This window comes from Acinetobacter septicus, assembly GCF_019355975.1.
Taxonomy (GTDB): domain Bacteria; phylum Pseudomonadota; class Gammaproteobacteria; order Pseudomonadales; family Moraxellaceae; genus Acinetobacter; species Acinetobacter ursingii.
In genome coordinates this window covers 415,280-439,828 of the sequence record NZ_CP079898.1, presented here as the reverse complement: position 1 = coordinate 439,828, position 24,549 = coordinate 415,280, and the positions used below count along the sequence as shown (strand labels likewise).

Here is a 24,549-nt window from a genome sequence, read left to right as displayed (position 1 = left end):
TACTTAAAACTCTAATCAAGTTCAAGAATGACGTTTGAGGAACTGCATCGACTGATCAAAAACTTCATGACTGGCTTTAAACCGCATATTAAAGTTAAAATCATGATTAATATTTTCGGCATAATCTTTGGTGTATATTTTCGAACTCACATCAACACCCAAATTTTTAAGCTTTTTAACCAATGGTTTAGTCTGAGTTTGAGTCAAAATATCCTGATCTGTTGCACTAAAATACACGGGTGGAAATTGCGGTGTGACCCACGGATAAGCGGACATCAAGTCTAATTGTTGATCTGTAGGATGAGGATAGCCACTGTATTGGGCAATGACGCTTTGTGCCCCCCAAGAAACGATTTTTCCAGCTTTTGCACTTGCGTGGTATAAGGTTTTCAAATCATAAACGCCACTATGTAAAACGAGTCCCTTCACACTTTGAGCAGAAATAGATGCTTTCAAATTCAGCTGCTCTGCCATTTTAGGCGCATTTAATGCGGCAACATAACTACTCGTAATATTTGCACCTGCGGAATCACCACTAAAAAATACACGAGATAAGTCGATTGGTAATTGATTTTGGTGTTGAACAACATACTCAACTGCCTGATTTAACTCTAATACCTGTTGAGGATAAGCGGCTTGTGGAACTAAAGTATATTCAACATTGACTACCAGAAAACCTTGATCCGCAATCATTTTCGCATAAGGCAACATACTCTCTTTATTACCGGCAACCCAACCACCACCATGAACCAGAAAGACCACAGGAGTCTTTTTATCGACCAGCACTTCAGGATAAATAATATCCAATCTTTGACTCGACTGATCGCCATAATTCAGATCAGTTTTAACAATAAGCTGTTGAGCAATATTTTCTTTGGCGTATTGTTCAAGATATTGAACATTCTCTCGAGTTTGCTGATTATCCATTAATTTTGCGACCAGCGTGGTGGGTAAATTTTGACAGCCTGATGAGAAGATCAATAAACCTAAAGCAAAGCAAATCTTCATTTTTTTCAATTGGAACATCTGAACATAATCCATAATTTGATGATGTGCATTTTAGCCTTTTAAATATGTGACCTATGCATACCAGAAAGTAAGTTGAGCTATGAAATTTTATGCGCGATTAATCATTCAAATGTAAAAAAGCTTTGTTATTTTGCTAAACTAAAAAGCATGCCCATCATTGTATTGATCAGCATGCCAGTATCAATAAAGTTTTAAACCTCGACGCTAAAATTAAAAACGATAACCTACCCCCAAATAAGTAATGATAGGGTCGATATCCATTTTGGTCGTGGCATGAATTAGTTGTTTGTTTGTATTTCTATCAAACACATTAATCGTGGCTTTATTATTGAGTTTTGCATAAGACACTGAAGCCACTGTATACCAATTTGGCGTGATATCATAAGTAAATCCAGCAGTTACAATCGGTGCAATCGCATCATCTGCGTCAACATCCACCACTGGATTTGCACTGGATTTTTTACCGTCTAATGCAGCACCTGCCTGCCCATCATGAATATTTTGAATCATGTGACCTGCGGCTTCCAAGTCAGAGCGTATACCAGAGTTTAGTTTAATATCACTAAAATGAGCATACATTACTCCCGCGCCGACATAGGGTCTAAACTTATTTATGCCCGCTCTACCCCACTGATATTGGGCTTCCAGTGCAGGTGTCCAAGCACGTACGGTTGCGGCTTTGCCGTAAGCATCTAAATTGGTAATAGGAATGTCTTTTTTTAGTCCAAGATTATCCCCAATAACACTGCCAGCCAAACCACCGGGCGCAGCAGAACCTGTCAATGGTGCTTTAATAAACCCTTTACCGTTAATATCAACTTTAGGAGGAATACCTCCAATAAATTGCAATGAAACATTTTCATTTAAATAATAGTTAAAAGTTAGACCAAGAGTATCTACATCATCCGCTTCTAATCCGCTTCCTTCATTTTGCCAATGATCAATGCCATTAATTGTAGCTACTCCAGACGTAACTGGGGTGACATTGCCTTCAGAATCAACAAATCCCAGTAGCTCCCCAACACTTTGCCCACCGCCTTCAGGTTTTTTAAAGACTAAATCCAAAATATCTTTAGCGTTTTCACCTGTAGATGGAAGAGTAGCGTCTGGATCAACAGCACTCATAAATGCAGGGATTGAGATTTGACCAACATTGGCTTTAGTGCCACTTGGAACAGAGGTCGAGATATCAAACGGATTTGCTTTTCCCTGTGGCATTACATGTAACCACCCTGCTGACACTGAGAACCTTTTAAAATCAGCTGCATGTACCGCAGAAATGCATGTTACACCAATCAAACTGCAATACATTGTTTTGTAAAATATTTTACTTTTTATATTATATTCCCTTTATATTTAGCTCATCATCAATGACAAAACTCAATTTATCGTACAAAAATATTGAGTAAAAATAAGACAAAACCGATAAATGGCATTAAATTAAAAATCATATATTTCAATATGATAAAATTTAAATATTTATAAAAAACTAATAAATTCAATTAGTAGCGAAATGAAAAATTTAATTGTCAATTATGTTAATTTTCATAAAAAAAGTCACCAATTTTAAAAATCAGTGACTTAAATTGTTAGTTTTGAGGCGCATAACCCAGACGCATTTCTAAATGGTCATAACACCACTGGAATATAAAAGTATAAATCAAAATACACATGGTCAAGCCAAAGTCTAAAACGATCGCCTGCCAGATACTCATATTCATGGCGTAGGCCACCATTGGAATCGTTGCAAGCATCAAGCCGCCTTCAAAACCAATGGCATGAAGAATACGAACTTTAATGGTTCGTTTAAGTTGATGCTTATGTTCAAATTTTTCAAAAAAATGGTTAAAAATCATATTCCAGACTACAGAAGTCACCGCCATGGCAATACCTAGCGAGCCTGTGACTTCCATCGGAACATCGAAAATAAAACTCAATGCGATTGCTATGATGACCAATAGAATCACTTCATAGCTCAAGGCATGAATAATTCGTCTTTTGGAAATCAACATTTTAAAACACTCTTTTTGTTTACAGTATGCTTATTTTATTTTTATAATTTTGATAAATCCAATCAGGTTCTTTCAATAATTTTGATAGATGAATATTAATCAGGAACAACTCACCATCTTTAAGACCGTGATGGAAACAGGTTCATTTTCTGCTGCCGCCAGAAAATTAAACAAAGTTCCTTCTGCTGTCAGCATGTCTATTGCTAATTTGGAAATAGATCTTAATTTAAATTTGTTTGAACGACTTGGCCGTGAACCTGTTGCCACTTCGGAAGCGCATGTGCTTTATGAAAAGACCAACCAGCTTTTGATTGAAATGAATCAATGGAAACAACAGGCATATGCACTCAGTACAGGACTTGAATCAGTCTTGAATATTGTGATTGCGTCTGAACTATTGGATACCAATTGGACAGATTATGTCAGCTTAGTTTCCAAACAATTTCCAGATTTACAAATTAATATTACCTCTGCACCTCAAGAAGATGCTTTAGCCATGTTGCTCGATCAGCGCGCGCAACTGGCATGGATGTTTGAACGTGAGCATCTGGATTATCGTGAACAATTCGTTGAAATCAAAAAAGAATCACTGATTCCTGTTGTCTCCAAAACACATCCTTTGGCTAACATGCAGCACATTCAATTTGAAGATCTGTTAAATCAGCGTCAAATCGTAGTGGCAAGTCGGGATAATACGATTAAACCTGAATTATTGTTTTCTAAAAATTATTGGCGTACAGATAATCACCATTCGGCTTATATGCTGATTGTCAGAAATTTAGGCTGGGGAGTTTTACCCTCAGAAATGTTTCAAGAAAACCCTAGACTAAAACAACAATTGAAAGTTTTAGATCTTCTGGATTTTACGCCCAAATTTGAATATTACATCGATCTAGTCTGGAGTCGAGAAAGTAAGCTAGGGTCTGCTGCGCGATATTTAATCGAGCATATTCGACGTGACAGAAAATAATCAATCGACAAGTTTTAACGTGGATTTACAATAGAATATGCTATAACTAAAGAGATAAATATTTTAAACCAAGAATGTTGATTGCAATGACACAAACAGCTTTAGACCAATTAAAACAGGTTACAACCGTTGTCGCCGATAGTAGTGACCTCGAAGCGATTCGCCAGTTTCGTCCTCTGGATGCCACAACCAATCCCTCATTAATCACTGCGGCAGCTAGCCAGCCTGAAAATCGTGAACTCATTGAAGCTGCTTACACGCAAGCACGTGAAGAAGGTTATCAGGCAGATCAATTGATTGAACGTACCATTGATATTTTGACCGTCAAATTTGGCGTTGAAATTTTAAAGTTGATTGAAGGTCGTGTTTCGACTGAAGTGGATGCGTCGTTATCTTATGATACAGAGGCGACCCTGCAAAAAGCGCGTGAATTGTCCAAACTTTATCAAGATTATGGCATCGATCCATCTAGAGTGTTAATTAAAATTGCATCGACATGGGAAGGTATTCAAGCAGCCAAAGTACTTGAAGCTGAAGGCATTGCTTGTAACTTAACCTTATTGTTTGGCTTGCATCAAGCTCAAGCCTGTGCAGATGCGCATATCACTCTCATTTCTCCATTTGTTGGACGTATTCTGGATTGGTATAAAAAGGCTGAAAATATTGATCACTATCCAATCGAAAAAGATCCGGGCGTGATATCAGTCAAAAAAATCTATCATTATTATAAGCAACACGATATCCAGACTCAGGTGATGGGTGCAAGTTTCCGTAGTGTCGATCAGGTTTTAGGTCTAGCGGGTTGTGACCTACTGACGATTTCTCCAGCATTGTTGACTGAATTAAATCAAGACCACCGTCAGGTTGAAACTGTTTTAAGCTCTGAATCAGCATCCGATGCCGAGAAAATCAATCGAGATACGCAAACACGTGAAAGTTTCAAAATTGAACTCGAACATGATTTAATGGCTTTTCAGTTATTACAAAGTGGCATTGATGGCTTTATCAAAGCGCGCGATCAGCTCAATACCTTACTACGTCAGTCATTTGGAATTGATGCCGAAATTCAACCCTAATATTTGATAATTCACATATTAAAACCGATTTTTGTTATAGTACAAAAATCGGTTTTTTATGAGTAAATCTTCGTGTTCGGGATTATAGATCTAGCAACTTACATCGTTGGTACCTTGTTAATTGTATTTTTACCCGGACCAAATTCTATTTACGTCATGTCGATTGCTTCGCGCTATGGTATTAAAACTGGTTATCGTGGCGCATTTGGTATTTTCACGGGCGATGCGATTTTAATTTTGTGTACGGTACTTGGCGCCGCGTCTCTTATGCATGCTTTTCCATGGATTTTTACTACACTCAAAATTGTGGGTGCACTCTATCTGTCTTATCTAGGGTTTAAGCTACTGCAAGCAAGTTATCAACGCTGGAAAAATAAGTCTGTGGAAGAGATTCAAATGGCAGACTTACCGCAACTTGATCAGATTCATCCTTATCGCACTGCACTCGGCATTAGTTTACTTAACCCTAAAGCAATTTTATTTTTCTTGTCTTTTTTTGTGCAATTTGTCGATCCTACTTATCCTTATCCCGCGCTAAGTTTTCTGATTTTATCCATCATTTTACAATGCGTAAGTCTAAGTTATTTAACCATTCTGATTTTTTCCGGAGTGAAATTATCAGCTTTTTTTAAATCTCAAGATAAAATCGCTGCGGTCAGTATTTTTATGGTCGGTATTTTATTCTTTGGCTTTGGTTTAAAACTTGCGACTTCAACTTTGTAAGATTTTACCTTTTGTTTAAATCCCTACCTCTTTAGAATACAACCCATGCTTTTCTTTCGCTGAATTTTGAAAAGCATTTTCTTAAACACCTTATGACCTAAAGCTGAATCATGCAAAAATTTATCCGTGATTTTTCACTTCCTGCCGCTTTTGCTGGATTTGTTACTTTTCTGATTGGGATCAGTGTATCTGCTGTGTTGGTTATTCAAGCCGCACAAATACTGGGTGCAACGACCGAACAAATAACCTCATGGTTTTGGGCATTAGGGATTGGGATTGGTTTATCTGGTCTAATTTTGTCATGGAAATTTAAATATCCTGTAGCAACATCATGGTCGACAGCAGGTCTAGCCTTAATTATTGCAACAGGCAGTGGCTATAATTTACATGAAGCGATTGGTGCATTTTTGGTATGTGGCTTAATCACAGCACTGCTTGGTTTTTTTGGTTTTTTTGAAAAAGTCCTCGCTTATATTCCACAAAGTTTGACCAGTTCAATGCTGGCTGGCGTTTTACTTAAATTTGGAATTGCTATTTTTGCCAATATGCAGGATCACTGGCAGTTTATTCTAAGTTTACTTGCCGTCTACATCGTTTCTAAACGTGTTTGGCCACGCTACTGTATTGTCATTACGGTCGTGATTGGCATTATCATCTGCCCATTTTTTATGGAGTTTCATCCTCCTGTTCTACATTGGACTTTGGCAAAACCGGTGTGGATTACACCTGAATTTACGTGGTCTGCAATTTTAGGATTAGCACTGCCCCTTTTTGTCATCAATATGGCATCACAATATTTACCGGGTATTGCCATGATTAAAAGTTATGGTTATCGCCCTCATGTCAATCAACTGATTGGCTGGACGGGTGCAACGCAAACCTTGCTTGCCCCTTTTGGCTGTTATACCGTTAATATTGCCGCGATTAGTGCCGCTGTAAGTCTGGATGATCAAGTGCATCCTGACCCAGCCAAACGTTATATTGCTGGGATTAGTTGTGGATTTTTCTATATTTTAATGGGTTTGTTTGCTGCGACACTTACCAGTTTGCTGATGTCATTTCCGTCATTATTCATTATGGCGCTGGCGGGTATTGCTTTATTTGGTACCATTAGCCACAATATCGCCATTGCCTTTCATGAACCGAATGATCGCGAAGCAGCGCTACTCACTTTTTTATGTAGCGCTTCTGGGGTTCAGTTTTTTGGAATTGGCTCTGCTTTTTGGGGATTAATTGTCGGAATTGTTGTTTCGCTTATATTCAAAGTAAAATTTAAAAAGACATAAACAACAAACTGCTTTTTTAAATTTCATTGAAACTAAAAATACGATGTTTAAGCCATCGTATTTTTATCCCAATAGGCCTGTTGAACTTGTGGCATTTGATTGAGTTGTTTAATCATTTCATTCATTTCAACAGGGTCTATGGACGTTGCAATTAAGGTTGCCTCGATTTCCACATCTTCTTCACCAAAAGGTTCAACATCCAGATCCATCAAGGGATAATTCAAACTTTGCAACATTTCGGTGAGTTTATACATCACCATTTTTCGATGATCCTTATGGGCAATCAGATAGATCACATGGGTCACTTCTGATTCAGCATCCAATGGTTGCCGATCCATCATATTGACGAGAGGTCGTAATAAAGTATTCGCAGCGATAATAAATGCTGTCGCCAATATAGCCTCCATAATCAGATCTGAACCCGCCGCAGCCCCAACAGCAGCAGAACACCAAAGTGTCGCTGCTGTGTTTAGACCATGAATATTGCCTTCCTGACGCATAATCACACCTGCACCCAGAAAACCAATCCCCGAAACCACATACGCAATTACGCGTACGGCACCATCTGCCCCTGAAAGATTATTGGCGATATCAACAAAAATTGCAGCACCTAAAGCCACCAGAACATTGGTTCTCAAACCTGCTGTTCTTTGTCGATACTGTCGTTCAAAACCAATCAATCCACCCAATAAAAAAGCAGTGGTCAGACTGATCAAAGTATTAGCCATATTAGATAAACTGGTATTGTGTAAAAATTGCAAAACCATACTGCACCTGTTATTGCCAGCCATAACGACGAATATAAATACCTTTTATCCATTGAGTCACACACATATAAGCCAATAAAATACAAGGTAAATACAGAAAATACGTCAATGGTAAAGCTTCTAGTTTAAAGTAATGTGCCAAAGGCCCCATTGGTAAAAATATTCCAATTGCACTAATGATAATGGTCATGACTACCAACGGTGTTGCAGCACAGCTTTGAATAAACGGAATTTTTTTAGTTCGAATCATATGAACGATTAAAGTTTGAGTCAGTAGCCCCACAACGAACCAGCCAGACTGAAACAAGCTTTGCTGGGCTGGTGTATTCGCATCAAATACGAACCACATCATGCCAAAAGTCAAAATATCAAAAATAGAACTGATTGGCCCGAAGACCACCATAAAACGCCCAACTTCTGATGGCTGCCAGCGTTGAGGTTTTTCAAGCTGCTCTTCATCTACATGATCAAACGGAATGGCAATTTGTGAGACATCATAAAGTAAGTTCTGTACAAGCAAATGAATTGGCAGCATAGGCAAAAATGGAATAAATGCACTAGCTACTAATACCGAAAAAACATTACCAAAATTTGAACTGGCCGTCATTTTGATATATTTGAGCATATTGGCAAAGGTTCGACGACCTTCAATGACACCATTTTCAAGTACCATCAGGCTTTTTTCGAGAAGAATTAAATCTGCTGACTCTTTAGCAATATCAACAGCCGAATCTACAGAAATACCAATATCCGCCGCACGAATCGCTGCCGCATCGTTAATCCCATCACCGAGAAAACCGACCACATGACCATTTGCCTTAAGTTGCTCAACGATTCGTTCTTTATGAATTGGGCTTAATTTGGCAAAGATAGTGTATTCTTCTACGGCTTGTTTTAAATCTTCGTCAGATAATGTCTCAACCATTCCACCCAATAAAACCTTTTCATGAGGAATACCAATCTCTTGACATATTTTTTGGGTCACAAATTCATTATCCCCAGTCAGTACTTTTACACTAACACCATGTGCATGTAATTGTTGTATGGCAGGTCGAGCAGATTCTTTAGGCGGATCCAAGAAAGTGATATAACCAGCCAAAATTAGGTCGCTCTCGTCTTTGACTGAAAAGTTTTCACAGATACCATCAAAGTCACGATAAGCTACAGCCACAACGCGTAGACCTTCACGATTATAATGCTGCGTAATTTCTTCAATCTCTTTACGCAGTTGGGTAGTTAACTCTTTGATCTCCCCTTTAATTTCAATATGAGTACAGACCTTAACCATTTCCTCGACAGCGCCTTTGGTCACCATACGAATCTGGGATTGAGGAGTACGTACGATTACTGACATACGGCGACGTTCAAAATCAAATGGAACTTCATCAAGCTTTTTAAAACGTAGCTTTTCAAACTTCATATCCTGATCAACAGCTTCAAGTACTGCTACATCCAACAAGTTCTTGAGTCCCGTTTGATAATAGCTATTTAAAAAAGCCAGCATCAGCACTGTATGTGATTTTTTTCCTAATACATCGACGTGATGGGATAGAAAAATTTTATCTTGTGTCAGCGTTCCTGTTTTATCGGTACATAGCACATCCATGGCACCAAAATTTTGAATGGCATCCAGACGTTTCACTATTACTTTTTTTCTGGATAAAAATACCGCGCCTTTCGCAAGTGTTGAAGTCACAATCATCGGGAGCATTTCTGGTGTTAAACCCACCGCAACGGACAGGGCAAATAATACGGCCTCACCCCAATCTCCTTTGGTGAACCCATTAATGAATAAAACAATAGGTGCCATAATCAACATAAACCGAATCAGTAACCAACTGATTTTATTCACGCCTAGCTGAAATGAAGTCACGCTGCGATCGGTTGCAGTAACCCGGTGTGCCAATGCACCAAAATAAGTTTGAATACCTGTATTAAGCACGACAGCTTTTGCCGTACCTGAGACCACATTGGTTCCCATAAAGACTAAATTATCAAGTTCTAATGGGCTATTTACATCCATACTATGTTGTAATGCATATTTTTCTACAGGCATAGATTCTCCAGTCATGGCTGCCTGTGAGACAAATAAATCTTTTGCCGAAAGAATTCGACAGTCGGCAGGAATCATATCTCCCGCAGAAAGCAAAATAATGTCGCCTGGAACCAGATATTGGATGGGTATTTCAAATTGAATTTCTTTAAGCTGTTTTACTTTCGCGCCATAACGCTGTTGCAGCAAACTCAAATCTGAATAATTAATCTCACGACGCAACACCATAGCCGTATTCGTGACCATGGCTTTGAGCGATTCTGCGGCTTTGTTTGACTTAGACTCTTGCCAATATCGCAAAAATGTTGAAAGCAATACCATGATGCTAATAATGACTGACCCAGTCAGATCATCTGTGAGGAATGCGACAACAGCCAAAAGACTCAGTAATACATTAAAAGGATTACGATAGCAGTACCACAGATGTTGCCACCACGTTAACGGTTTTTCCTGTGCAACCTCATTAAGTCCAACTTTAAGCTGCTGCTCTTGTGCTTCAACTTCAGTTAAACCCTCTTCATGCGAAGATAAAGTATTTAAGAGTGCTTCACTTTCAAGTGTTGAATAATGTCTTAATTGCACTGCTAGAGTTTGCCCAATTTCTTTGGCATAACTAGATTGATGCAATTCTTTAAAAGAACTATTTCGAATAAAGAAACGTTTTAAATGAAAAGTTTCCAGAAAGCGTGTAAATAGACGTTGCCATAGATCATATTTCATGTAGAGATCTCCTTTTTTCAGGCATACGAAGCCGCACTTTATTTAGATGAATAAAGTGGATTTGCAATAAATGATTTAGAAAATAAGTGCTTTGGTTCTAAATAATCAGATTAGGGTGTAAAACTTAAGCCAAAGCCAAACCATCGCTCTCGAAAAGTATTCAAGCGCTGTCCAATGGAAGCTTCAAAAGTCAAAATATTAGGAAGGATAGAATAATGAATAGCGCTTTGTAACAAAGGTGCATGTTGATCTTGGTTATAAGTTTCAACACTTACACTTGTTTTTGGCGTTAAAGCAAGGTTAGATGCCAAACTCCAACGCAATAGATTCAAGTTTCGTGGTGAATATTGATAGCCAATATTACTATCTATATGCAGAGAATTATTAAGATAAACTAAAGAAAAAGGAATATTAAGAAACCACTGAATGGACTCTTTATCTTTTTCATTCTGCTGGGAAATTTGAAGGCTGGCAGCCATTCCCCATTGACTCATGGGTTGGATCACACCTTTAACTTGAGCGGACCATTGCCCTTTCCCAGCATCAACAAATTGATCAGTATAGGAAATCGAACTTTCAACCCCCTCAATGAACTGGCAAGCTGTATTCAATTGATAGCTTGCCTGTGAACCTGACGGGCGATTTACAGCGGATTCCAACTGGCAATGTTTTGCAGACACAATGTCTGCATCGTCTGTATTCAACAATGGATCTGCTTTGGCATATTGTGAAAGCAACATACAAATCCAGATGCAAAAGCATTGAATACTATAAAGTTTTAAAATTGAAGCATGTAACCACATTAGCTTCTCCCACATTTTAGAAGGAGTCTAAGCAGGCAGTATTACGCCCGAATGAAAATTCAGCGTGATTCAATATAGATATGGATATAAATGTGATGACAAACTATCTCATTGCAAGATAGTCGCCCTAAGTAGTGACTTTTCTTGCTCAGATAACAGTATGCATAACCAACTTACAGCATAACCTCGAACAACTTCCCACTTAGGGTCTCCTCATATTAAATTTGGCTGTATTATATTTAGATTTTCTTAATTTACAAGTCCTTTTAATGCAACTTTTTACAGATAAAATACAATTACTGCAAATACATCATCTGCATCGATTAAAGTTCTTTGACCACGACTGTTTTCGCCATTTTATCGTGCCAACCTTGTTTTTTTGAATCAAATGCAATCCAGATGAATCCGAGCATAAAAACCAAAGTAGATGGTATATATCCAATATAACGAATAATCGACTGACCTAAAGTCAGTTTATTACCCGTTTTTTCATCTAGCACCTTTAAACGCATCAAACGCTTGCCAGGCGTTCCGCCTAGATATAGCCAAAAAAGAATCGTGTATAAAAATGGGAAAATATAATTGACTAGAATATCAAACCATAGCGAAGCTTTTTGATCAGCCAAACCCGTAGAAAAAACCAGATCATAATTCCCCTGATAAAAAATCCATGCTGAAGGTATGATGGCTAACATCATAATCAGTGTATCAATAATCGAAGCACCACAACGTATCCAAAAGCCTGCGTATTCATATTTATAAGACATGTTTTCCTCTCATTGTTGTTATCAAGGCAGTATTTTAGTTAAACACTATCATTGATTTTATCCTAATCTAAAAAAGTGAAAGGCGAAATATGCAACTTCATCATCGTGCATACTATTTATGCAAACAGAAGAGACCATTTAAAATTTTTAAAAAGTGATAAGTTTTATCCTATGGAGCCTATACAAATAATAATAATTTTTAGAAACACAATCTTCTGATACTGTGTTAGCCTAAAAGCATAAAAGATTTTTAGAAACAATAAATTAAGAGGAAATATTATGTCTTATCATCGTATCTTGGTTCCAGTCGATGACTCACCTCTTTCAGATGCAGCAGTGAAACATGCTGTAGATGTTGCGAAAGCATTTAATAGCAGTGTAACGGTCATGAGTGTAGTTGCCGTTGATCCTTTTGTCGGTGTCGATTTCTATAAGGTTGCACCTGCGGTTACTGAACATTTGTTTGAAGCGGAAACAAATGCAGAAGCACATTTAAAAAAAATAAGTGATATTTTCAGCTCCAATGGAATTGAAACAAACACCAAAATTATTAGAGAAGAACCTACAGCGATAGGAATCTTGAATATTGCAGATGAAGTGAATGCGGATCTAATTATTATGGGTTCTCATGGCCGTTCAGGTTTAAAAAAATTAGTGCTAGGTAGTGTTGCACAAAAAATGCTTGCTGAAAGTCCTGTACCTGTTTTGATCATCAAAGCTTAACCAGTAAAAACCTAAAAAAACCGCTTAAGCGGTTTTTTTGTTTAAACGTTTTCGTCTTGGAAATATTTAAGCCAGAATGCTTCTCGACATGTCGAATTAAACTGAATGCGCTTAGGGGTGATATGCTCTAGTCGATGTTGATGATCGACGACTTCATAGCTAATCCAATGCTCACGACAAGCTTCGATCTCGATGGCTGTTGCATCATGCTCTTCAATCTTACGAATGGTAATGCCATTTTCAAACTGAAAAAGCGACATTTTTCCAATAACTTGAATATCACCATCAAACCATTGTTTTATTTTTTCCTCTTTATCCACCACCTGATGTTCCGACGGTTGCTCTGGATATAGAATACTTTGAACATATTTTGAGAGATGAGACATCACACACGCAGTCATGCATAAGGTGGCAACATGATACCACCAAAGTATAAAATAATGCGCTTATAAATTCACTTGCGTAGCAAAACAATCAGACGTCGTTAGAAATCTTCTTTATGACTAAACATTTTCTCACTTTCCAGCGAAAGCAGTAGTCTGCTGCTGCATAACATTACTGCATAACCCAACTCAGTGAATTATGCAGCAGATCATTTCAATTAAACACTTAAAATACTATTTAAGGTTTCAGTCACATTTTTCGACTTCACACGAGACTGTAACGCTTTTAAAGCACCTTGTACATGACTACGCTGAGGTTCAGCCAATGTGTACCAACGTGACAATACCTGCAATAAACGCGAACCTAAAATTGGATTTTTTTCATCGAAGTATTCTGCTAAACCAATATAGTGTTCAACACCAAAGCTCCATGCATTGACAGGATTATTACTTAATCCACCGCTGACCGCACGTACACGGTTAGGTGTACCCAAATCGTAATCTGGATGTTTGGTCAAAGCAGCAATACTTTCAGATGTTGCACTTGGATTGGCTGCCTGTACCATAAACCACTGATCAAGCGATAAAGCTTCATCCTTATAACGATCATAGAAATCATCCAAGGCTTGCTGTGCTTGTGGTGCATCATTCCAGACTAGGACACGTAATGCCCCCATGCGTTCTGACATGTTATGGGTCTGTTGATACTGGTTGTAAGCCAACTCAAATGCACCGACATCACCCTGACGCGCCATCATACTCAGCATGATATTTTTTAAAGCACGCTCACCCATCGCTTGAGAGAAATCATTTTGCAAAGATGGATCAAGTGACAGATAAGTTTCTTTCCAGAAAGTAGCTAATTCACGTGCCAATGTTTCTAGCACTGAATTGCGTTTTTCCTGCACCACTTCTGGTTCATAATCAGCATCAATACGACTACCCAAATACCCTTCAGTTGGTACATCAAATAAACGCGAGGCGAGTAGCGGATCTTTACGTACTAAATCAGGCAGCGTATTTTTAATGGCTTGAATATAAGGTTGAACATCATGATCTTTAAGCAAAATCCGCTCAAGCAAAGTTTGACTCGCTTGCCATTGATTAAAACCACTGGTTTCATGCTGAATCAGAAATGCCAATTCATCATCGCTATAGTCAAACTCCAAGTTCACAGGTGCAGAAAAATTGCGTAACAAGGATACAACTGGTTGCTCAGTGACCTGCGTGAATTCAATACTAGCAGTATCTTGATCAAATAGATAAACCCCATCTTGAACAGCATCGACAAATAAATCAGGAGAATGAAGCGTATATTGTTCACCTGTTTTGGCATTAAATAATGCAAGCGCAACAGGAATTGGGACTGCTTTTAGATTTGGATATTTCGGATGCGCTTTTAAAATTTGTTTAAAGTTTAACCGATAAGTTTGTTTTTGAGCATCATACTCGGCATTGACTTGGAGTTTAGGCGTACCTGGCTGGTTATACCATGTCAGAAAATTTGATAAATCTATACCTGAACCTGATGATAACGCATCCACCCAGTCTTCGACTGTCACGGCTTGACCATCATAACGGCGGAAATATTCATCTGTTCCTTTACGGAATTTTTCTTTTCCAAGTAAAGTTGACATCATACGGTTAATTTCCGCGCCCTTTTCATAGACGGTGGCAGTATAGAAATTATTAATTTCAACAAAATGATCTGGTCTTGGTGGATGCGATAATGGACCTGCATCTTCAGGAAATTGATGTGCTTTCAACACTGCAACATCATCAATGCGTTGTACCGCCGCCGATTGTAAATCTTCTGAAAAAGACTGATCACGAAAGACTGTTAGCCCCTCTTTTAAACAGAGTTGAAACCAGTCACGGCAAGTAATACGATTACCTGTCCAGTTATGAAAATACTCATGAGCAATCACCGATTGCACACGCATAATTGCGGCATCTGTGGTGTATTCTTCATCAGCAAGGACACAAGAGGTATTAAAGATATTTAAACCTTTATTTTCCATTGCACCCATATTGAACTGGCTTACGGCGACGATCATGTAATTATCCAGATCGTAAGCGCGGCCATAGTGTTCTTCATCCCAACGCATCGAATGTTTTAAGGCTTCCATAGCGATATGACATTTTGGAATATCTTTTTCGATCGCATAAATTTCAAGTGCAACATCACGACCTTCAGAAGTCGTGTAACGGTCTTTTAATACCGCCAAATCACCAATCACACAGGCAAATAAATAACTTGGTTTTTTGGTTGGGTCTTGCCAAATTGCAAAATGACGATTCTCACCCACTTCACCAGTTTCCAGTAAATTACCATTGGCGAGCAATACAGGATATTTTTTATCGGCTTCAACACGGGTGGTAAATTCAGCCAAAACATCTGGACGGTCTGGATAAAAGGTAATTTTACGAAATCCTTCTGGTTCATTTTGGGTGACGAACAAATCCCCCGCTTTATATAAACCTTCGAGTTGCGTGTTGCTTTCAGGATGAATAATCACTTGAGTATTTAAAATAACATCATCAGGTACATTGGCAATGACCAGCTGCTCAGAATCAAGTTGATACTGATCGGCTTGTAAACTTTGCCCATTTAATACAATCGATCTCAACTCTAAATCACGACCCAATAACACCAAATCCCCAGCAGTTTGACGTTTCATGACCAAGGTTGCATCGACAATCGTGTGATCATCATAAACCTGAATATCAAGGTTAATCGACTGCACTAAAAATGATGGTTTTTGATAGTCTTTAAGATATACCGTTTGATCCGCCTGAACGTGTGGATTTGCCGCAATATTCATATATTTTCCTATGTCGCCACTTGTATCGTGGTATCAGTATTTATTGTGTATGAATCTGATCATACGCCAACTTAACTGAAGTGTCTGTGTTGTTTCACGTTAAAATTTACATGGGTGTAAGGCTTTGATTTTTCAATTCCCCACGAGTTAAAATTATTGATATTGCTTCATATCTTATGTAAGAACATCTGTTCAGCATTACCATAGCTATCTCACTGGTTACAGATTGACCAACAAATCTACACATGTGCTTGCATGGATTACGTCGAATTACTTTTTTTCTAAACTGCTTACAGTTTGTGCACGTTTTTTGCTTTGTCTTAAATGACGTCATTAGTCAAAATAAAAACTCAATCTATGCTATACACAAAATAGCCGAGAGGTGACATAAGATGGAATTAACTCAACACTTGTACCGCGCTGAAAATATCAAAGCTATTCATGATTTACATGATGCAGGCGTCGCTCATAACGTGATTGCCGTATTTATGACTGCCGAGGGTATAGACATTCAGCCACAGGATGTGACCAGTATCGTCAATACTTATGATGCGCTGGGTAAAGAAAAACTACCAAGCAAGAAAGTGAAAGCACTTATTGCTGCCAAAAAATTAGGACAGCATGACGAGTCGTTGCCTTGCCCTATTTAAATAAAGCAATTTTTTAGATCAAGAAAGCCTGAACTTTATGGAGTTTGGGCTTTTTCATTTGATGGTGTTTCAATTATTCCAGTTTCCCCTGACCATTCGACTCAGAGCAAGCTATAATCTTCTTTTTACTCACGTATAATTTTCGCATGATTTTGAATATTCTGAAAAAACAGCTTGATGAAAGTACACTTTGCCCTTTATGTCAGGCAGCGATGTACTTTGTGGAAGCTGATCAATTTGATCAGGAGGTTCTATTTCATGAATGCAGCCATTGTCAGCACCAAGTCTTTGCTGATGCAAAAATGGTCTGTCATTGTGCAACTTGCACCAAACAACGCAAAAAAATGATGCAAGACACTCTGCAACAAGAACAGCGTAAAAATAAAATTAAAGATGACATCATCTATAATCTGGAAGACTTAAGCCTTTTACATAAGCTGTTCCTGCTGTCTTTACTGGATGATCGGATTCAAGATAATCTGCCACATGATGAATATATTTACTGGGATCGAGTCAAATACGAATACATTAGCCCCAATTATTTATTTCAATATGGCTTGCTCAAAGAGTTGATTAAATTGGGTATTTTGGCTCCCAAAAACCTTCAGGACGATCAGCACATCTATTATTTAAGAGTCCGTTTGGATGGCTACAACGAACCCAGTTTATTTAGTATCGCCCAACAATTACGTTATTGGTTTTACGAAAACTTAAGCCTAGGCATTCCCTACAAAACTTCAGATGAAGTGAAAGATGTTTTATTTTTAGTGCTTTATCAGGAAATTATTCAATTTATGCAAATGTACTGCCGTACATGGGGCATACAAATTGCAGGTAATCGGAGCTTTCAGCAATTTTGTTATCGTTTGCTCGATAGCTTGGCTGTAGGTCAAGTTTATTATCTTATTCAAACTGCTTTGGATTATTTATATAATAAAAAAGCCTTACAGCCACGTAATGAAAACTTTATTAATACCAATATTTTAAAAAAGACCTTGGAGCAATATCGTGAGCGCTCACTCAATGAAAAATGGGAAACATCTACGCTACCACGCCCAATGAATCTACCTCTAAGTAAAATGAGTCAAATTTTTTTGTTCCATTTTCTATCTTATGATGAGCGTATTTTCATTCAACCGATCTGGCGCGCATGGCGAAAGATTGAACCTCGACTTAATTTTTATTCGATCAAACGTTGTATGTATTGTGGTTCTCATGATTTAGAAGTGGATTATGATGCTGCCGATTATGTGTCTTTGATTTGTCGACATTGCAAACATCAAGATCATTATTTTACGCAATAATTTTTATAAGTTTTAAGGGGGAAAATATGTATAACTCATCTAATATTATCGACTATGTCATTGAGGCGTGGGAAAAATTACAACAGCAAACACCACTAGTTCAATGTATTACCAATAGTGTTGCAGCAAATTATGCAGCCAACGTTCTGCTCGCCGCAGGTGCATCTCCTGCCATGATTGATAACCCATTTGAAGCGGAAGCATTTACCAAAATCAGTGGTGCACTCAGCATTAATCTCGGAACACCAACCACTGAACAAATGCAAGCCATCAGGATTTCAGCAAAAACTGCCCATGAAAATCGAATTCCGTGGGTATTAGATCCAGTTGGTTATGGCGCTGTTTTGAAATGGCGAAGTGATACGGTCGATGAATTACTGCAATATCATCCCTCTGTAATTCGTGGCAATGCATCGGAGATCAGCGCACTTGCAGGAAGCTTATCTCAAAGCAAAGGCGTAGACAGCACCTTAAAAAGTGATGATATGTTCCAACTTGCACAAGGCTTGCTGAGTAAAGCCAGTTGTATTGCCATATCTGGGGAAACCGATTACATCTTGTCGACTGCCATGACCTGTATTGTCAAAATTCGTGGCGGTAGTCATCTACAACCCAAAATTACCGCGACAGGCTGTGCTTTAGGTGCATTGATTGCTGCATACTGTGCAGTTGCACCCATTCATTTAGCCACCATTGCAGCCCATGTTCATTTCGCGATTGCAGGTAAGCTTGCTTATGATCAGGCTCAAACGGTGGGCAGTTTTAATACCATGTTTATGGATTATATTCATATGATGGATGCCAATTTAATTGAGCAATATGCCTGTATCGAATTGATTTCGGATGATTAATCAGCACTTATTCCAAAAAAGAGACGAAAATCATCGTCTCTCTCCATGATTTATTTTAACAGCAGATAAATATCTGTGATTAAATCTGCTTCGTTCACTTCATGTACAAAATTATGATAATGAAAAAAAACAGGATAATCACCTGCTTGTTCCTGTTGTTCAGGTAACCAGTTTCTAAATAGAAAATACACGCTTTCCCGAATCTGATCATGACTACCTAAATGCCGAATCATGGCATAACGCCCTGCTGGAATTTCACCTATTTTGATTCCATCGTCTTTTTGAGCAAAAGGTTTATCGATTGAACCCGCAATATCAAAGCGAAATTCCTGTTCAGGCGTCTGCTCTGGATCAGAAAAAGGTATGCCATAGGTTGCAGATTTTCTGACTGGAGATAGTCCTGTCCTTTTTCGCCATTCAATAAACTTGGCCGCAGTTTCAAATACTTTTTCAGGCGAACCAAGATGCGAAATATAAGCTATTTTCTCTAGCGGTCGCTCAATGATATTTACGTTCATGTCTAACTCACTTTTAGGGGTGAAATACACAAACTTCGTATGCCAATTTTGCCAGTTAGGCTCAGTTCTAAAAGCACTCGGAGTCTGGTCAAATGAACGTTTAAATGCTCTCGTAAATGCTTCAGGACTGTCAAATCCTGAATTGAAAGCAATATCAATAATTTTGAGTTCTTGATTAAATACCAGTTGAAATGATGCACGTTTGAGTCGCAACATCTGCGTATATTTCATCACATTGATACCTAAATGTGCGTAAAAAATACGATGAAAATGAAAGCGTGATAATCCTGCAATTTCGCTTAATCGCTGTAGATTGAGTGGTTCATCCAAATGTTGTTGAATATAATCACAGACACGTTTTAGTTTCAGATCATACGCCATCATAGCTTCAATACTTGTTCATTTGACAGAAGCATTATGAAAGGATTAAACGCGTCGATCCTGATCAAAAATGCGGTTTAATCACGTGTTTAAAATAATCCTGTTTCGGCATTTCAATTAATTCTACACAGCTTTGCACAGGAAAATCTTGCTGCTGTAAGGTAGAGTAAGAAAGTAATACTTTCAGAACGTTCTCCCCAATTTCCTGCTTTTGCTGTTGATCACGTCCAGACAAAAGATAAACTTTAACATGCACATAAGCTTGTTGTTCAGCCCCAAGTCCAATTACAAAAACATCATCCATGTGCGCTCTGGATTTAATATCAAGAGCTTCGCAATAACCAGTTTCCACCAGTGCAGTGTTGATTTTCAATAATAATGGTTTAGGCTCAAAATCTTTCAGATTTGCAGAATAATCAACAATCACATGGGGCATAATCAAATCGTCCTATTCAATAAATAAGAGTGCTAAACGGACCTGATCATAGCCCATGCGTGGACTGGTTAATTCCACAATCGGTCTAAGTTTGATAGAACCATCATCATTAAAATTTTCTGGGCGTTTGCTTTTTTGCACACGTTTATAGAGTTTTCTGATTTGTTCAACCACTTCATCTCCCGGATGTGCAACAGAAATATCGAGCCCTTGTTCTTTTTGTAGACGTGCCAGATGGTTAATAATGGTCGCAGGTGTTAAACCACGTTCCGTTGCAATATCCTGAATATCATAGCCTTCTTCAAATAAAGCACGGGTTTCATCCAGTGTTGCTGAACCATAGTTTTGCTTTTCACCTTTGGCCAGTTTTTTCTCGTTTCGTTGAATCTCAGTTTCATTGAGCGTACCACCGCAGTGACGGATAAACGCTTTATGTTGATCGCTTAAATCGGCATCAAGAAAATGCTCTTCTGCATCCTGAGATAATTCCTGAAAACGTTTATCGGCTTTTAGAGCCAATGTATCCAGTTCCAATGCCTGATCATTAAAACCTAATAAACGCAAACCTGTTAAGGATTTAAGTCGCGATAAAGCCACATAGCCCTGCCCTTTTTCAAAGGTATGCGACAGATTAATTTCTGCGGCTTCAAGGGTCATGCCCTGACTTTTATGAATAGTAATCGCCCATGCCAAACGCAGTGGAATCTGCTGAAAACTGGCAATACTTTTTCCGGCTTCATTTTCAATTGACCATGTTTCGGGTTCAACAAGCAAAGTCGTGCCATCGGTTAATTTTACTTTGGGCAAAATGCCGTGTTCATCATCTTCTTCAAAAGCAATGACTTCGCCCAAGCTGCCATTGATATAGCCCATATCGAAGTTATTTTTTACAAACATGACCTTGGCATGTTTTTTCAACATTAATTCTTCAGGTGCGCGTACAGAAGACTTTAAGGTTTCCAGCATTTTCTCGTTGCCATCTAAAACGGCGTTAAATTGATGTTCTTCATTTTCAATTTCATTAAGATGTTGAAAATTAATATTATCGACATCCATGTTATGCGTATAAAGACGGGTAAATGTATCGCCGATATCTTGCTGACGTGATTGTAGTAAAGCCTGCGTATGTACTTGCTGAATATCCTGTGCGCGTATGGCATTTAAAATTTGATTGAGAATTTCATCATCCTGACGATGCTGTTCGGTCAAATAGCAGACTCGAAATTTAGCCTCAACCCATGCATCCGACATAAAACAGAACTTATCACGATTACGCTCATCGTTTTTGCCTACAGGCGGTAACTGGAAAAAATCACCCGCTACAATGACTTGGATCCCACCGAAAGCCTCATCACTTTCTTTAAAATATTTCAGGACTTGATTGACCAGATTAAGCTGTTTGGCATGCAGCATTGAAATTTCATCAATAATTAAAACTTGTGCATTTTCAAGATGTTCTTTTAAGTATTTGCGCTCTTTCATGCGTTTAAGATCATCATCAGATAAATGATCTTTAATGCCAATCCCGGCCCAAGTATGAATGGTCATCCCATTCATATGTGTTGCGGCAATACCTGTAGACGCAGTCACTGCAACAGGCACTTTACGTGCTTTTAAGTAATTAATGTATTGATTCAGTGTATATGTTTTTCCTGCACCAGCCGAACCTGTTAAAAACACATTTTCACCCGCTTTTAATAACTTCAGTGCAGTTTCTTGCTTCATAACCTGATCATTTCCATAAAACAGCCCATAGCTTAACGACTTTCATGCAAAAGTGAAATCCGAAAGCGACTCAAAATATTAAAATAAATAAATATCAAATAGATACAATAATATTTTTATTGGTAGGTTTTTGGTAGGTAGGAAAAAAATAGTCAAATCAGAATACTAGCTTCACGGTGAAGATCACCTTTAAAAACAAATGGACTAATGGAAGAAGGAATCGCTCCATGGCTTTAAAAAATATTGCTGACCAAACAAATGGTTTTTATATCCCATGTGTTTCCCTTTTTGGCCCAGGCTGTGCCAAAGAAATTGGAACCAAAGCACAAAATTTAGGTGCGAAAAAAGCGCTGATTGTCACCGATGCAGGTCTGTTCAAGTTTGGGGTGGCAGACACGATTGCTACATACTTAAAAGATGCAGGCGTAGATAGTCATATTTTCCCAGGTGCAGAACCCAACCCAACCGACAAAAATGTACATCATGGTGTCGATGCCTATAACGACAATCAATGCGATTTTATTGTGTCACTTGGTGGTGGTTCATCACACGATTGCGCTAAAGGAATTGGGCTCGTAACCGCAGGTGGCGGACATATTCGTGACTATGAAGGCATCGATAAAAGTAAAGTGCCAATGACTCCGTTGATCGCGGTGAATACCACAGCGGGTACTGCCTCGGAAATGACGCGTTTTTGTATCATTACCAATACCGATACCCATGTCAAAATGGCCATTGTTGACTGGCGCTGTACCCCACTGATTGCGATTGATGATCCTAAACTGATGGTTGCCAAGCCAGCCAGTTTAACTGCCGCAACAGGTATGGATGCCTTGACGCATGCCGTTGAAGCGTATGTCTCAACCGCAGCCAATCCCATTACCGATGCCTGTGCAGAAAAAGCGATTTCCATGATCAGTGAATGGCTCAGCCCTGCGGTTGCCAATGGTGAAAATCTGGAAGCACGAGATGCCATGAGTTACGCGCAATATCTTGCTGGAATGGCATTTAACAATGCTTCACTGGGTTATGTACATGCGATGGCGCATCAATTAGGCGGTTTCTATAATTTACCGCACGGGGTTTGTAATGCGGTGCTATTGCCACACGTTTGTGAGTTTAACCTAATCGCTTGTCCAGACCGATATGCGCGCATTGCGGAACTGATGGGCGTGCAAACACAAGGCTTAACTCAAAATCAGGCCGCACGCGCAGCGATCAATGCGATTCGTGAGTTATCCCAATCGATCGGAATTCCATCTGGATTGACCGAATTGGGTGTGAAAACCGAAGATTTGGCGGTTATGGCTGAAAATGCACAAAAGGATGCCTGTATGCTGACCAATCCACGCAAGGCAACTCATGCACAGGTGGTAGAGATTTTTAAAGCAGCACTTTAATGACTTGAATTGTTCAAGATCATTTCACAGTCTCCAACTTTTGTCCTTAGAGCAAGCTTCTCTCTCCAACCAGCTTGCTCAATTGAGGGAGTATTTCTCCAAGATATTCCCTCTTTTTTTTCTTTACTTCAATTGACAAAACCAACATTTCATACAAGGATGACAACATGATTTAAAACACAAATGAATAAAAATATGAATCAATACACTCCAGATATTCTAGGTGAAGGCTACCAACAACTGACTTTAAACTTTCCTGATGATTATGAAGGTAAAGTCATTGCGACATTAGTCAGAAAAAAAGCAGCGATACCCACTTCCAAAGCCGTTTTATACATTCATGGCTTTATCGATTATTTTTTTCAGACCGAAATGGCTGAACAATTTAATCAGCACGGTTATGATTTTTATGCGCTGGATTTGAGAAAATATGGTCGCTCTCATCTTCCTCATCAGATTTTATATAACGTACTCGATCTAAATGAATACAATGCCGAGATTACTGAAGCCCTTAAGATTATTGGTGAGGAACATCACAATCAGGTAGTGTTAGCTGGTCATTCTACAGGTGGACTCACTGCGACACTATATGCTGCACACCATCCTGATCATCCTCTGATCAAGGCACTCTGGGCCAATAGCCCATTTTATGACTTTAATATGAATTCGCTAAAAAAAGCGCTAGGCGTACCTTTATTAAGTCAAATTGGTCGTTACCTACCTCAAGCAAAATTTCCGAGCGGTTTAAATAAATGGTATGTGCCTAGTTTGCATCGAGATTACTATGGTGAATGGTCATTTGACTTAAACTGGAAACTGCCTAATATGAAGAAAGTCCAGTTAAGTTTTATCCGTGCCATTCATGTTGCACAAAAAGAAATTCATCGAGGTGTTCGGCTTACAATTCCTGCACTGGTCATGCATTCGAATCAAACCAAAAATCCAAGAAGATGGAGTAAAAAAGCGACGCAAAGCGATGTAATTTTGGGTGTAAAAGATATCGAAAAGTATGCCAGAAAAATTAAGGGTGACGTAACCACCCAAACCATTCATCATGGTCTGCATGATTTAGTACTATCTGCTGAGCCAGTTCGAAGTCAGGTTTATCAGCAACTATTTGATTGGTTAGAAATTAAAATGCTTTAAA

22 protein-coding genes are annotated in these 24,549 nt (G+C 38.6%); 10 read left to right on the top strand and 12 right to left on the bottom strand.

Features of this window, described 5'->3' with window-relative positions; all coding sequences use genetic code 11:
- Positions 1-21 precede the first annotated feature (21 nt).
- The 3 genes from I6L31_RS02230 to aceI all read right to left on the bottom strand — a co-directional run bounded on the left by I6L31_RS02230 (position 22) and on the right by aceI (position 3,041).
- Positions 22-1,026, bottom strand: a complete 1,005-nt coding sequence (locus I6L31_RS02230) for an alpha/beta hydrolase (RefSeq protein ID WP_005004227.1) — start codon at positions 1,024-1,026, stop codon at positions 22-24.
- 213 nt (positions 1,027-1,239) lie between these two features.
- Complete coding sequence (locus I6L31_RS02225; RefSeq protein WP_005004225.1) at positions 1,240-2,340, bottom strand: OmpW/AlkL family protein; 1,101 nt, start codon at positions 2,338-2,340, stop codon at positions 1,240-1,242.
- 278 nt (positions 2,341-2,618) lie between these two features.
- Positions 2,619-3,041 (bottom strand): chlorhexidine efflux PACE transporter AceI, encoded by a 423-nt coding sequence (aceI, locus tag I6L31_RS02220; protein ID WP_004989124.1) that lies wholly within the window; start codon positions 3,039-3,041, stop codon positions 2,619-2,621.
- Positions 3,042-3,129: 88 nt separating this feature from the next.
- Here aceI and aceR point away from each other — a divergent pair, with 88 nt between their 5' ends.
- From aceR to I6L31_RS02200, 4 genes are all read left to right on the top strand, one after another.
- On the top strand, positions 3,130-4,011 hold the full coding sequence (aceR, locus tag I6L31_RS02215; protein ID WP_005004223.1) for an HTH-type transcriptional regulator AceR: 882 nt from the start codon (positions 3,130-3,132) through the stop codon (positions 4,009-4,011).
- 86 nt (positions 4,012-4,097) lie between these two features.
- Positions 4,098-5,087 carry a transaldolase gene (gene tal / locus I6L31_RS02210; protein ID WP_035272295.1) on the top strand — a complete coding sequence of 330 codons (990 nt, stop codon included), beginning with the start codon at positions 4,098-4,100 and terminating at the stop codon, positions 5,085-5,087.
- Positions 5,088-5,159: 72 nt separating this feature from the next.
- The gene (leuE, locus tag I6L31_RS02205) at positions 5,160-5,810 is read left to right on the top strand and encodes a leucine efflux protein LeuE (RefSeq protein WP_004989131.1); all 651 of its coding nucleotides are present in this window, start codon (positions 5,160-5,162) and stop codon (positions 5,808-5,810) included.
- 110 nt (positions 5,811-5,920) lie between these two features.
- Positions 5,921-7,096: a benzoate/H(+) symporter BenE family transporter gene (locus tag I6L31_RS02200; RefSeq protein ID WP_005004221.1), complete on the top strand. Its 1,176-nt coding sequence runs from the start codon at positions 5,921-5,923 to the stop codon at positions 7,094-7,096.
- Positions 7,097-7,143: 47 nt separating this feature from the next.
- Here I6L31_RS02200 and I6L31_RS02195 read toward each other — a convergent pair whose 3' ends face one another.
- The 4 genes from I6L31_RS02195 to I6L31_RS02180 form a co-directional block, all read right to left on the bottom strand.
- Positions 7,144-7,863, bottom strand: coding sequence for an MgtC/SapB family protein (locus I6L31_RS02195; protein ID WP_004989136.1), 720 nt, complete (start codon positions 7,861-7,863; stop codon positions 7,144-7,146).
- A 10-nt stretch (positions 7,864-7,873) separates the two neighbouring features.
- Entirely contained in the window at positions 7,874-10,636 is a 2,763-nt protein-coding gene (gene mgtA, locus I6L31_RS02190; protein ID WP_005004219.1) for a magnesium-translocating P-type ATPase, read from the bottom strand.
- A 110-nt stretch (positions 10,637-10,746) separates the two neighbouring features.
- Positions 10,747-11,439 (bottom strand): hypothetical protein, encoded by a 693-nt coding sequence (locus tag I6L31_RS02185; RefSeq protein ID WP_005004217.1) that lies wholly within the window; start codon positions 11,437-11,439, stop codon positions 10,747-10,749.
- A 323-nt stretch (positions 11,440-11,762) separates the two neighbouring features.
- Positions 11,763-12,206 carry an RDD family protein gene (locus I6L31_RS02180; protein ID WP_005004215.1) on the bottom strand — a complete coding sequence of 148 codons (444 nt, stop codon included), beginning with the start codon at positions 12,204-12,206 and terminating at the stop codon, positions 11,763-11,765.
- A gap of 279 nt (positions 12,207-12,485) precedes the next feature.
- On the opposite strand from I6L31_RS02180, the gene I6L31_RS02175 reads away from it, so the two are divergent.
- The gene (locus I6L31_RS02175) at positions 12,486-12,929 is read left to right on the top strand and encodes a universal stress protein (protein WP_005004212.1); all 444 of its coding nucleotides are present in this window, start codon (positions 12,486-12,488) and stop codon (positions 12,927-12,929) included.
- 41 nt (positions 12,930-12,970) lie between these two features.
- Here the strand turns inward: I6L31_RS02175 and I6L31_RS02170 are convergent, their stop codons facing one another.
- On the bottom strand, positions 12,971-13,315 hold the full coding sequence (locus tag I6L31_RS02170; protein WP_227546596.1) for a hypothetical protein: 345 nt from the start codon (positions 13,313-13,315) through the stop codon (positions 12,971-12,973).
- Between the two features lie 215 nt (positions 13,316-13,530).
- Positions 13,531-16,137 (bottom strand): aminopeptidase N, encoded by a 2,607-nt coding sequence (gene pepN / locus I6L31_RS02165; protein WP_005004209.1) that lies wholly within the window; start codon positions 16,135-16,137, stop codon positions 13,531-13,533.
- Between the two features lie 392 nt (positions 16,138-16,529).
- On the opposite strand from pepN, the gene I6L31_RS02160 reads away from it, so the two are divergent.
- From I6L31_RS02160 to thiM, 3 genes are all read left to right on the top strand, one after another.
- Complete coding sequence (locus tag I6L31_RS02160; RefSeq protein ID WP_005004208.1) at positions 16,530-16,787, top strand: hypothetical protein; 258 nt, start codon at positions 16,530-16,532, stop codon at positions 16,785-16,787.
- A 146-nt stretch (positions 16,788-16,933) separates the two neighbouring features.
- On the top strand, positions 16,934-18,091 hold the full coding sequence (locus I6L31_RS02155; RefSeq protein ID WP_004997654.1) for a hypothetical protein: 1,158 nt from the start codon (positions 16,934-16,936) through the stop codon (positions 18,089-18,091).
- A 26-nt stretch (positions 18,092-18,117) separates the two neighbouring features.
- A complete protein-coding gene (gene thiM, locus I6L31_RS02150; protein WP_005004207.1) occupies positions 18,118-18,942 on the top strand; it encodes a hydroxyethylthiazole kinase in 825 nt (274 codons plus the stop codon).
- A 50-nt stretch (positions 18,943-18,992) separates the two neighbouring features.
- Here thiM and I6L31_RS02145 read toward each other — a convergent pair whose 3' ends face one another.
- The 3 genes from I6L31_RS02145 to I6L31_RS02135 form a co-directional block, all read right to left on the bottom strand.
- Positions 18,993-19,844 (bottom strand): AraC family transcriptional regulator, encoded by an 852-nt coding sequence (locus I6L31_RS02145; protein ID WP_005004205.1) that lies wholly within the window; start codon positions 19,842-19,844, stop codon positions 18,993-18,995.
- A 61-nt stretch (positions 19,845-19,905) separates the two neighbouring features.
- Positions 19,906-20,277 carry a 5-carboxymethyl-2-hydroxymuconate Delta-isomerase gene (locus I6L31_RS02140; protein WP_005004203.1) on the bottom strand — a complete coding sequence of 124 codons (372 nt, stop codon included), beginning with the start codon at positions 20,275-20,277 and terminating at the stop codon, positions 19,906-19,908.
- A gap of 12 nt (positions 20,278-20,289) precedes the next feature.
- A complete protein-coding gene (locus tag I6L31_RS02135; protein ID WP_005004202.1) occupies positions 20,290-22,002 on the bottom strand; it encodes an AAA family ATPase in 1,713 nt (570 codons plus the stop codon).
- Positions 22,003-22,229: 227 nt separating this feature from the next.
- Here I6L31_RS02135 and mdh point away from each other — a divergent pair, with 227 nt between their 5' ends.
- On the top strand, positions 22,230-23,402 hold the full coding sequence (gene mdh / locus I6L31_RS02130; RefSeq protein ID WP_004997635.1) for an iron-dependent methanol dehydrogenase: 1,173 nt from the start codon (positions 22,230-22,232) through the stop codon (positions 23,400-23,402).
- A 183-nt stretch (positions 23,403-23,585) separates the two neighbouring features.
- A complete protein-coding gene (locus I6L31_RS02125; protein WP_005004199.1) occupies positions 23,586-24,548 on the top strand; it encodes an alpha/beta hydrolase in 963 nt (320 codons plus the stop codon).
- Position 24,549 lies beyond the last annotated feature (1 nt).

Bases quoted from the DNA above. Each gene is read 5' to 3' on its own strand.
- I6L31_RS02230 (WP_005004227.1), bottom strand. From the start codon at position 1,026: ATGTTCCAATTGAAAAAAATGAAGATTTGCTTTGCTTTAGGTTTATTG.
- I6L31_RS02225 (WP_005004225.1), bottom strand. From the start codon at position 2,340: ATGTATTGCAGTTTGATTGGTGTAACATGCATTTCTGCGGTACATGCA.
- aceI (WP_004989124.1), bottom strand. From the start codon at position 3,041: ATGTTGATTTCCAAAAGACGAATTATTCATGCCTTGAGCTATGAAGTG.
- aceR (WP_005004223.1), top strand. From the start codon at position 3,130: ATGAATATTAATCAGGAACAACTCACCATCTTTAAGACCGTGATGGAA.
- tal (WP_035272295.1), top strand. From the start codon at position 4,098: ATGACACAAACAGCTTTAGACCAATTAAAACAGGTTACAACCGTTGTC.
- I6L31_RS02200 (WP_005004221.1), top strand. From the start codon at position 5,921: ATGCAAAAATTTATCCGTGATTTTTCACTTCCTGCCGCTTTTGCTGGA.
- I6L31_RS02195 (WP_004989136.1), bottom strand. From the start codon at position 7,863: ATGGTTTTGCAATTTTTACACAATACCAGTTTATCTAATATGGCTAAT.
- mgtA (WP_005004219.1), bottom strand. From the start codon at position 10,636: ATGAAATATGATCTATGGCAACGTCTATTTACACGCTTTCTGGAAACT.
- I6L31_RS02185 (WP_005004217.1), bottom strand. From the start codon at position 11,439: ATGTGGTTACATGCTTCAATTTTAAAACTTTATAGTATTCAATGCTTT.
- I6L31_RS02180 (WP_005004215.1), bottom strand. From the start codon at position 12,206: ATGTCTTATAAATATGAATACGCAGGCTTTTGGATACGTTGTGGTGCT.
- I6L31_RS02175 (WP_005004212.1), top strand. From the start codon at position 12,486: ATGTCTTATCATCGTATCTTGGTTCCAGTCGATGACTCACCTCTTTCA.
- I6L31_RS02170 (WP_227546596.1), bottom strand. From the start codon at position 13,315: ATGTCTCATCTCTCAAAATATGTTCAAAGTATTCTATATCCAGAGCAA.
- pepN (WP_005004209.1), bottom strand. From the start codon at position 16,137: ATGAATATTGCGGCAAATCCACACGTTCAGGCGGATCAAACGGTATAT.
- I6L31_RS02160 (WP_005004208.1), top strand. From the start codon at position 16,530: ATGGAATTAACTCAACACTTGTACCGCGCTGAAAATATCAAAGCTATT.
- I6L31_RS02155 (WP_004997654.1), top strand. From the start codon at position 16,934: ATGATTTTGAATATTCTGAAAAAACAGCTTGATGAAAGTACACTTTGC.
- thiM (WP_005004207.1), top strand. From the start codon at position 18,118: ATGTATAACTCATCTAATATTATCGACTATGTCATTGAGGCGTGGGAA.
- I6L31_RS02145 (WP_005004205.1), bottom strand. From the start codon at position 19,844: ATGATGGCGTATGATCTGAAACTAAAACGTGTCTGTGATTATATTCAA.
- I6L31_RS02140 (WP_005004203.1), bottom strand. From the start codon at position 20,277: ATGCCCCATGTGATTGTTGATTATTCTGCAAATCTGAAAGATTTTGAG.
- I6L31_RS02135 (WP_005004202.1), bottom strand. From the start codon at position 22,002: ATGAAGCAAGAAACTGCACTGAAGTTATTAAAAGCGGGTGAAAATGTG.
- mdh (WP_004997635.1), top strand. From the start codon at position 22,230: ATGGCTTTAAAAAATATTGCTGACCAAACAAATGGTTTTTATATCCCA.
- I6L31_RS02125 (WP_005004199.1), top strand. From the start codon at position 23,586: ATGAATAAAAATATGAATCAATACACTCCAGATATTCTAGGTGAAGGC.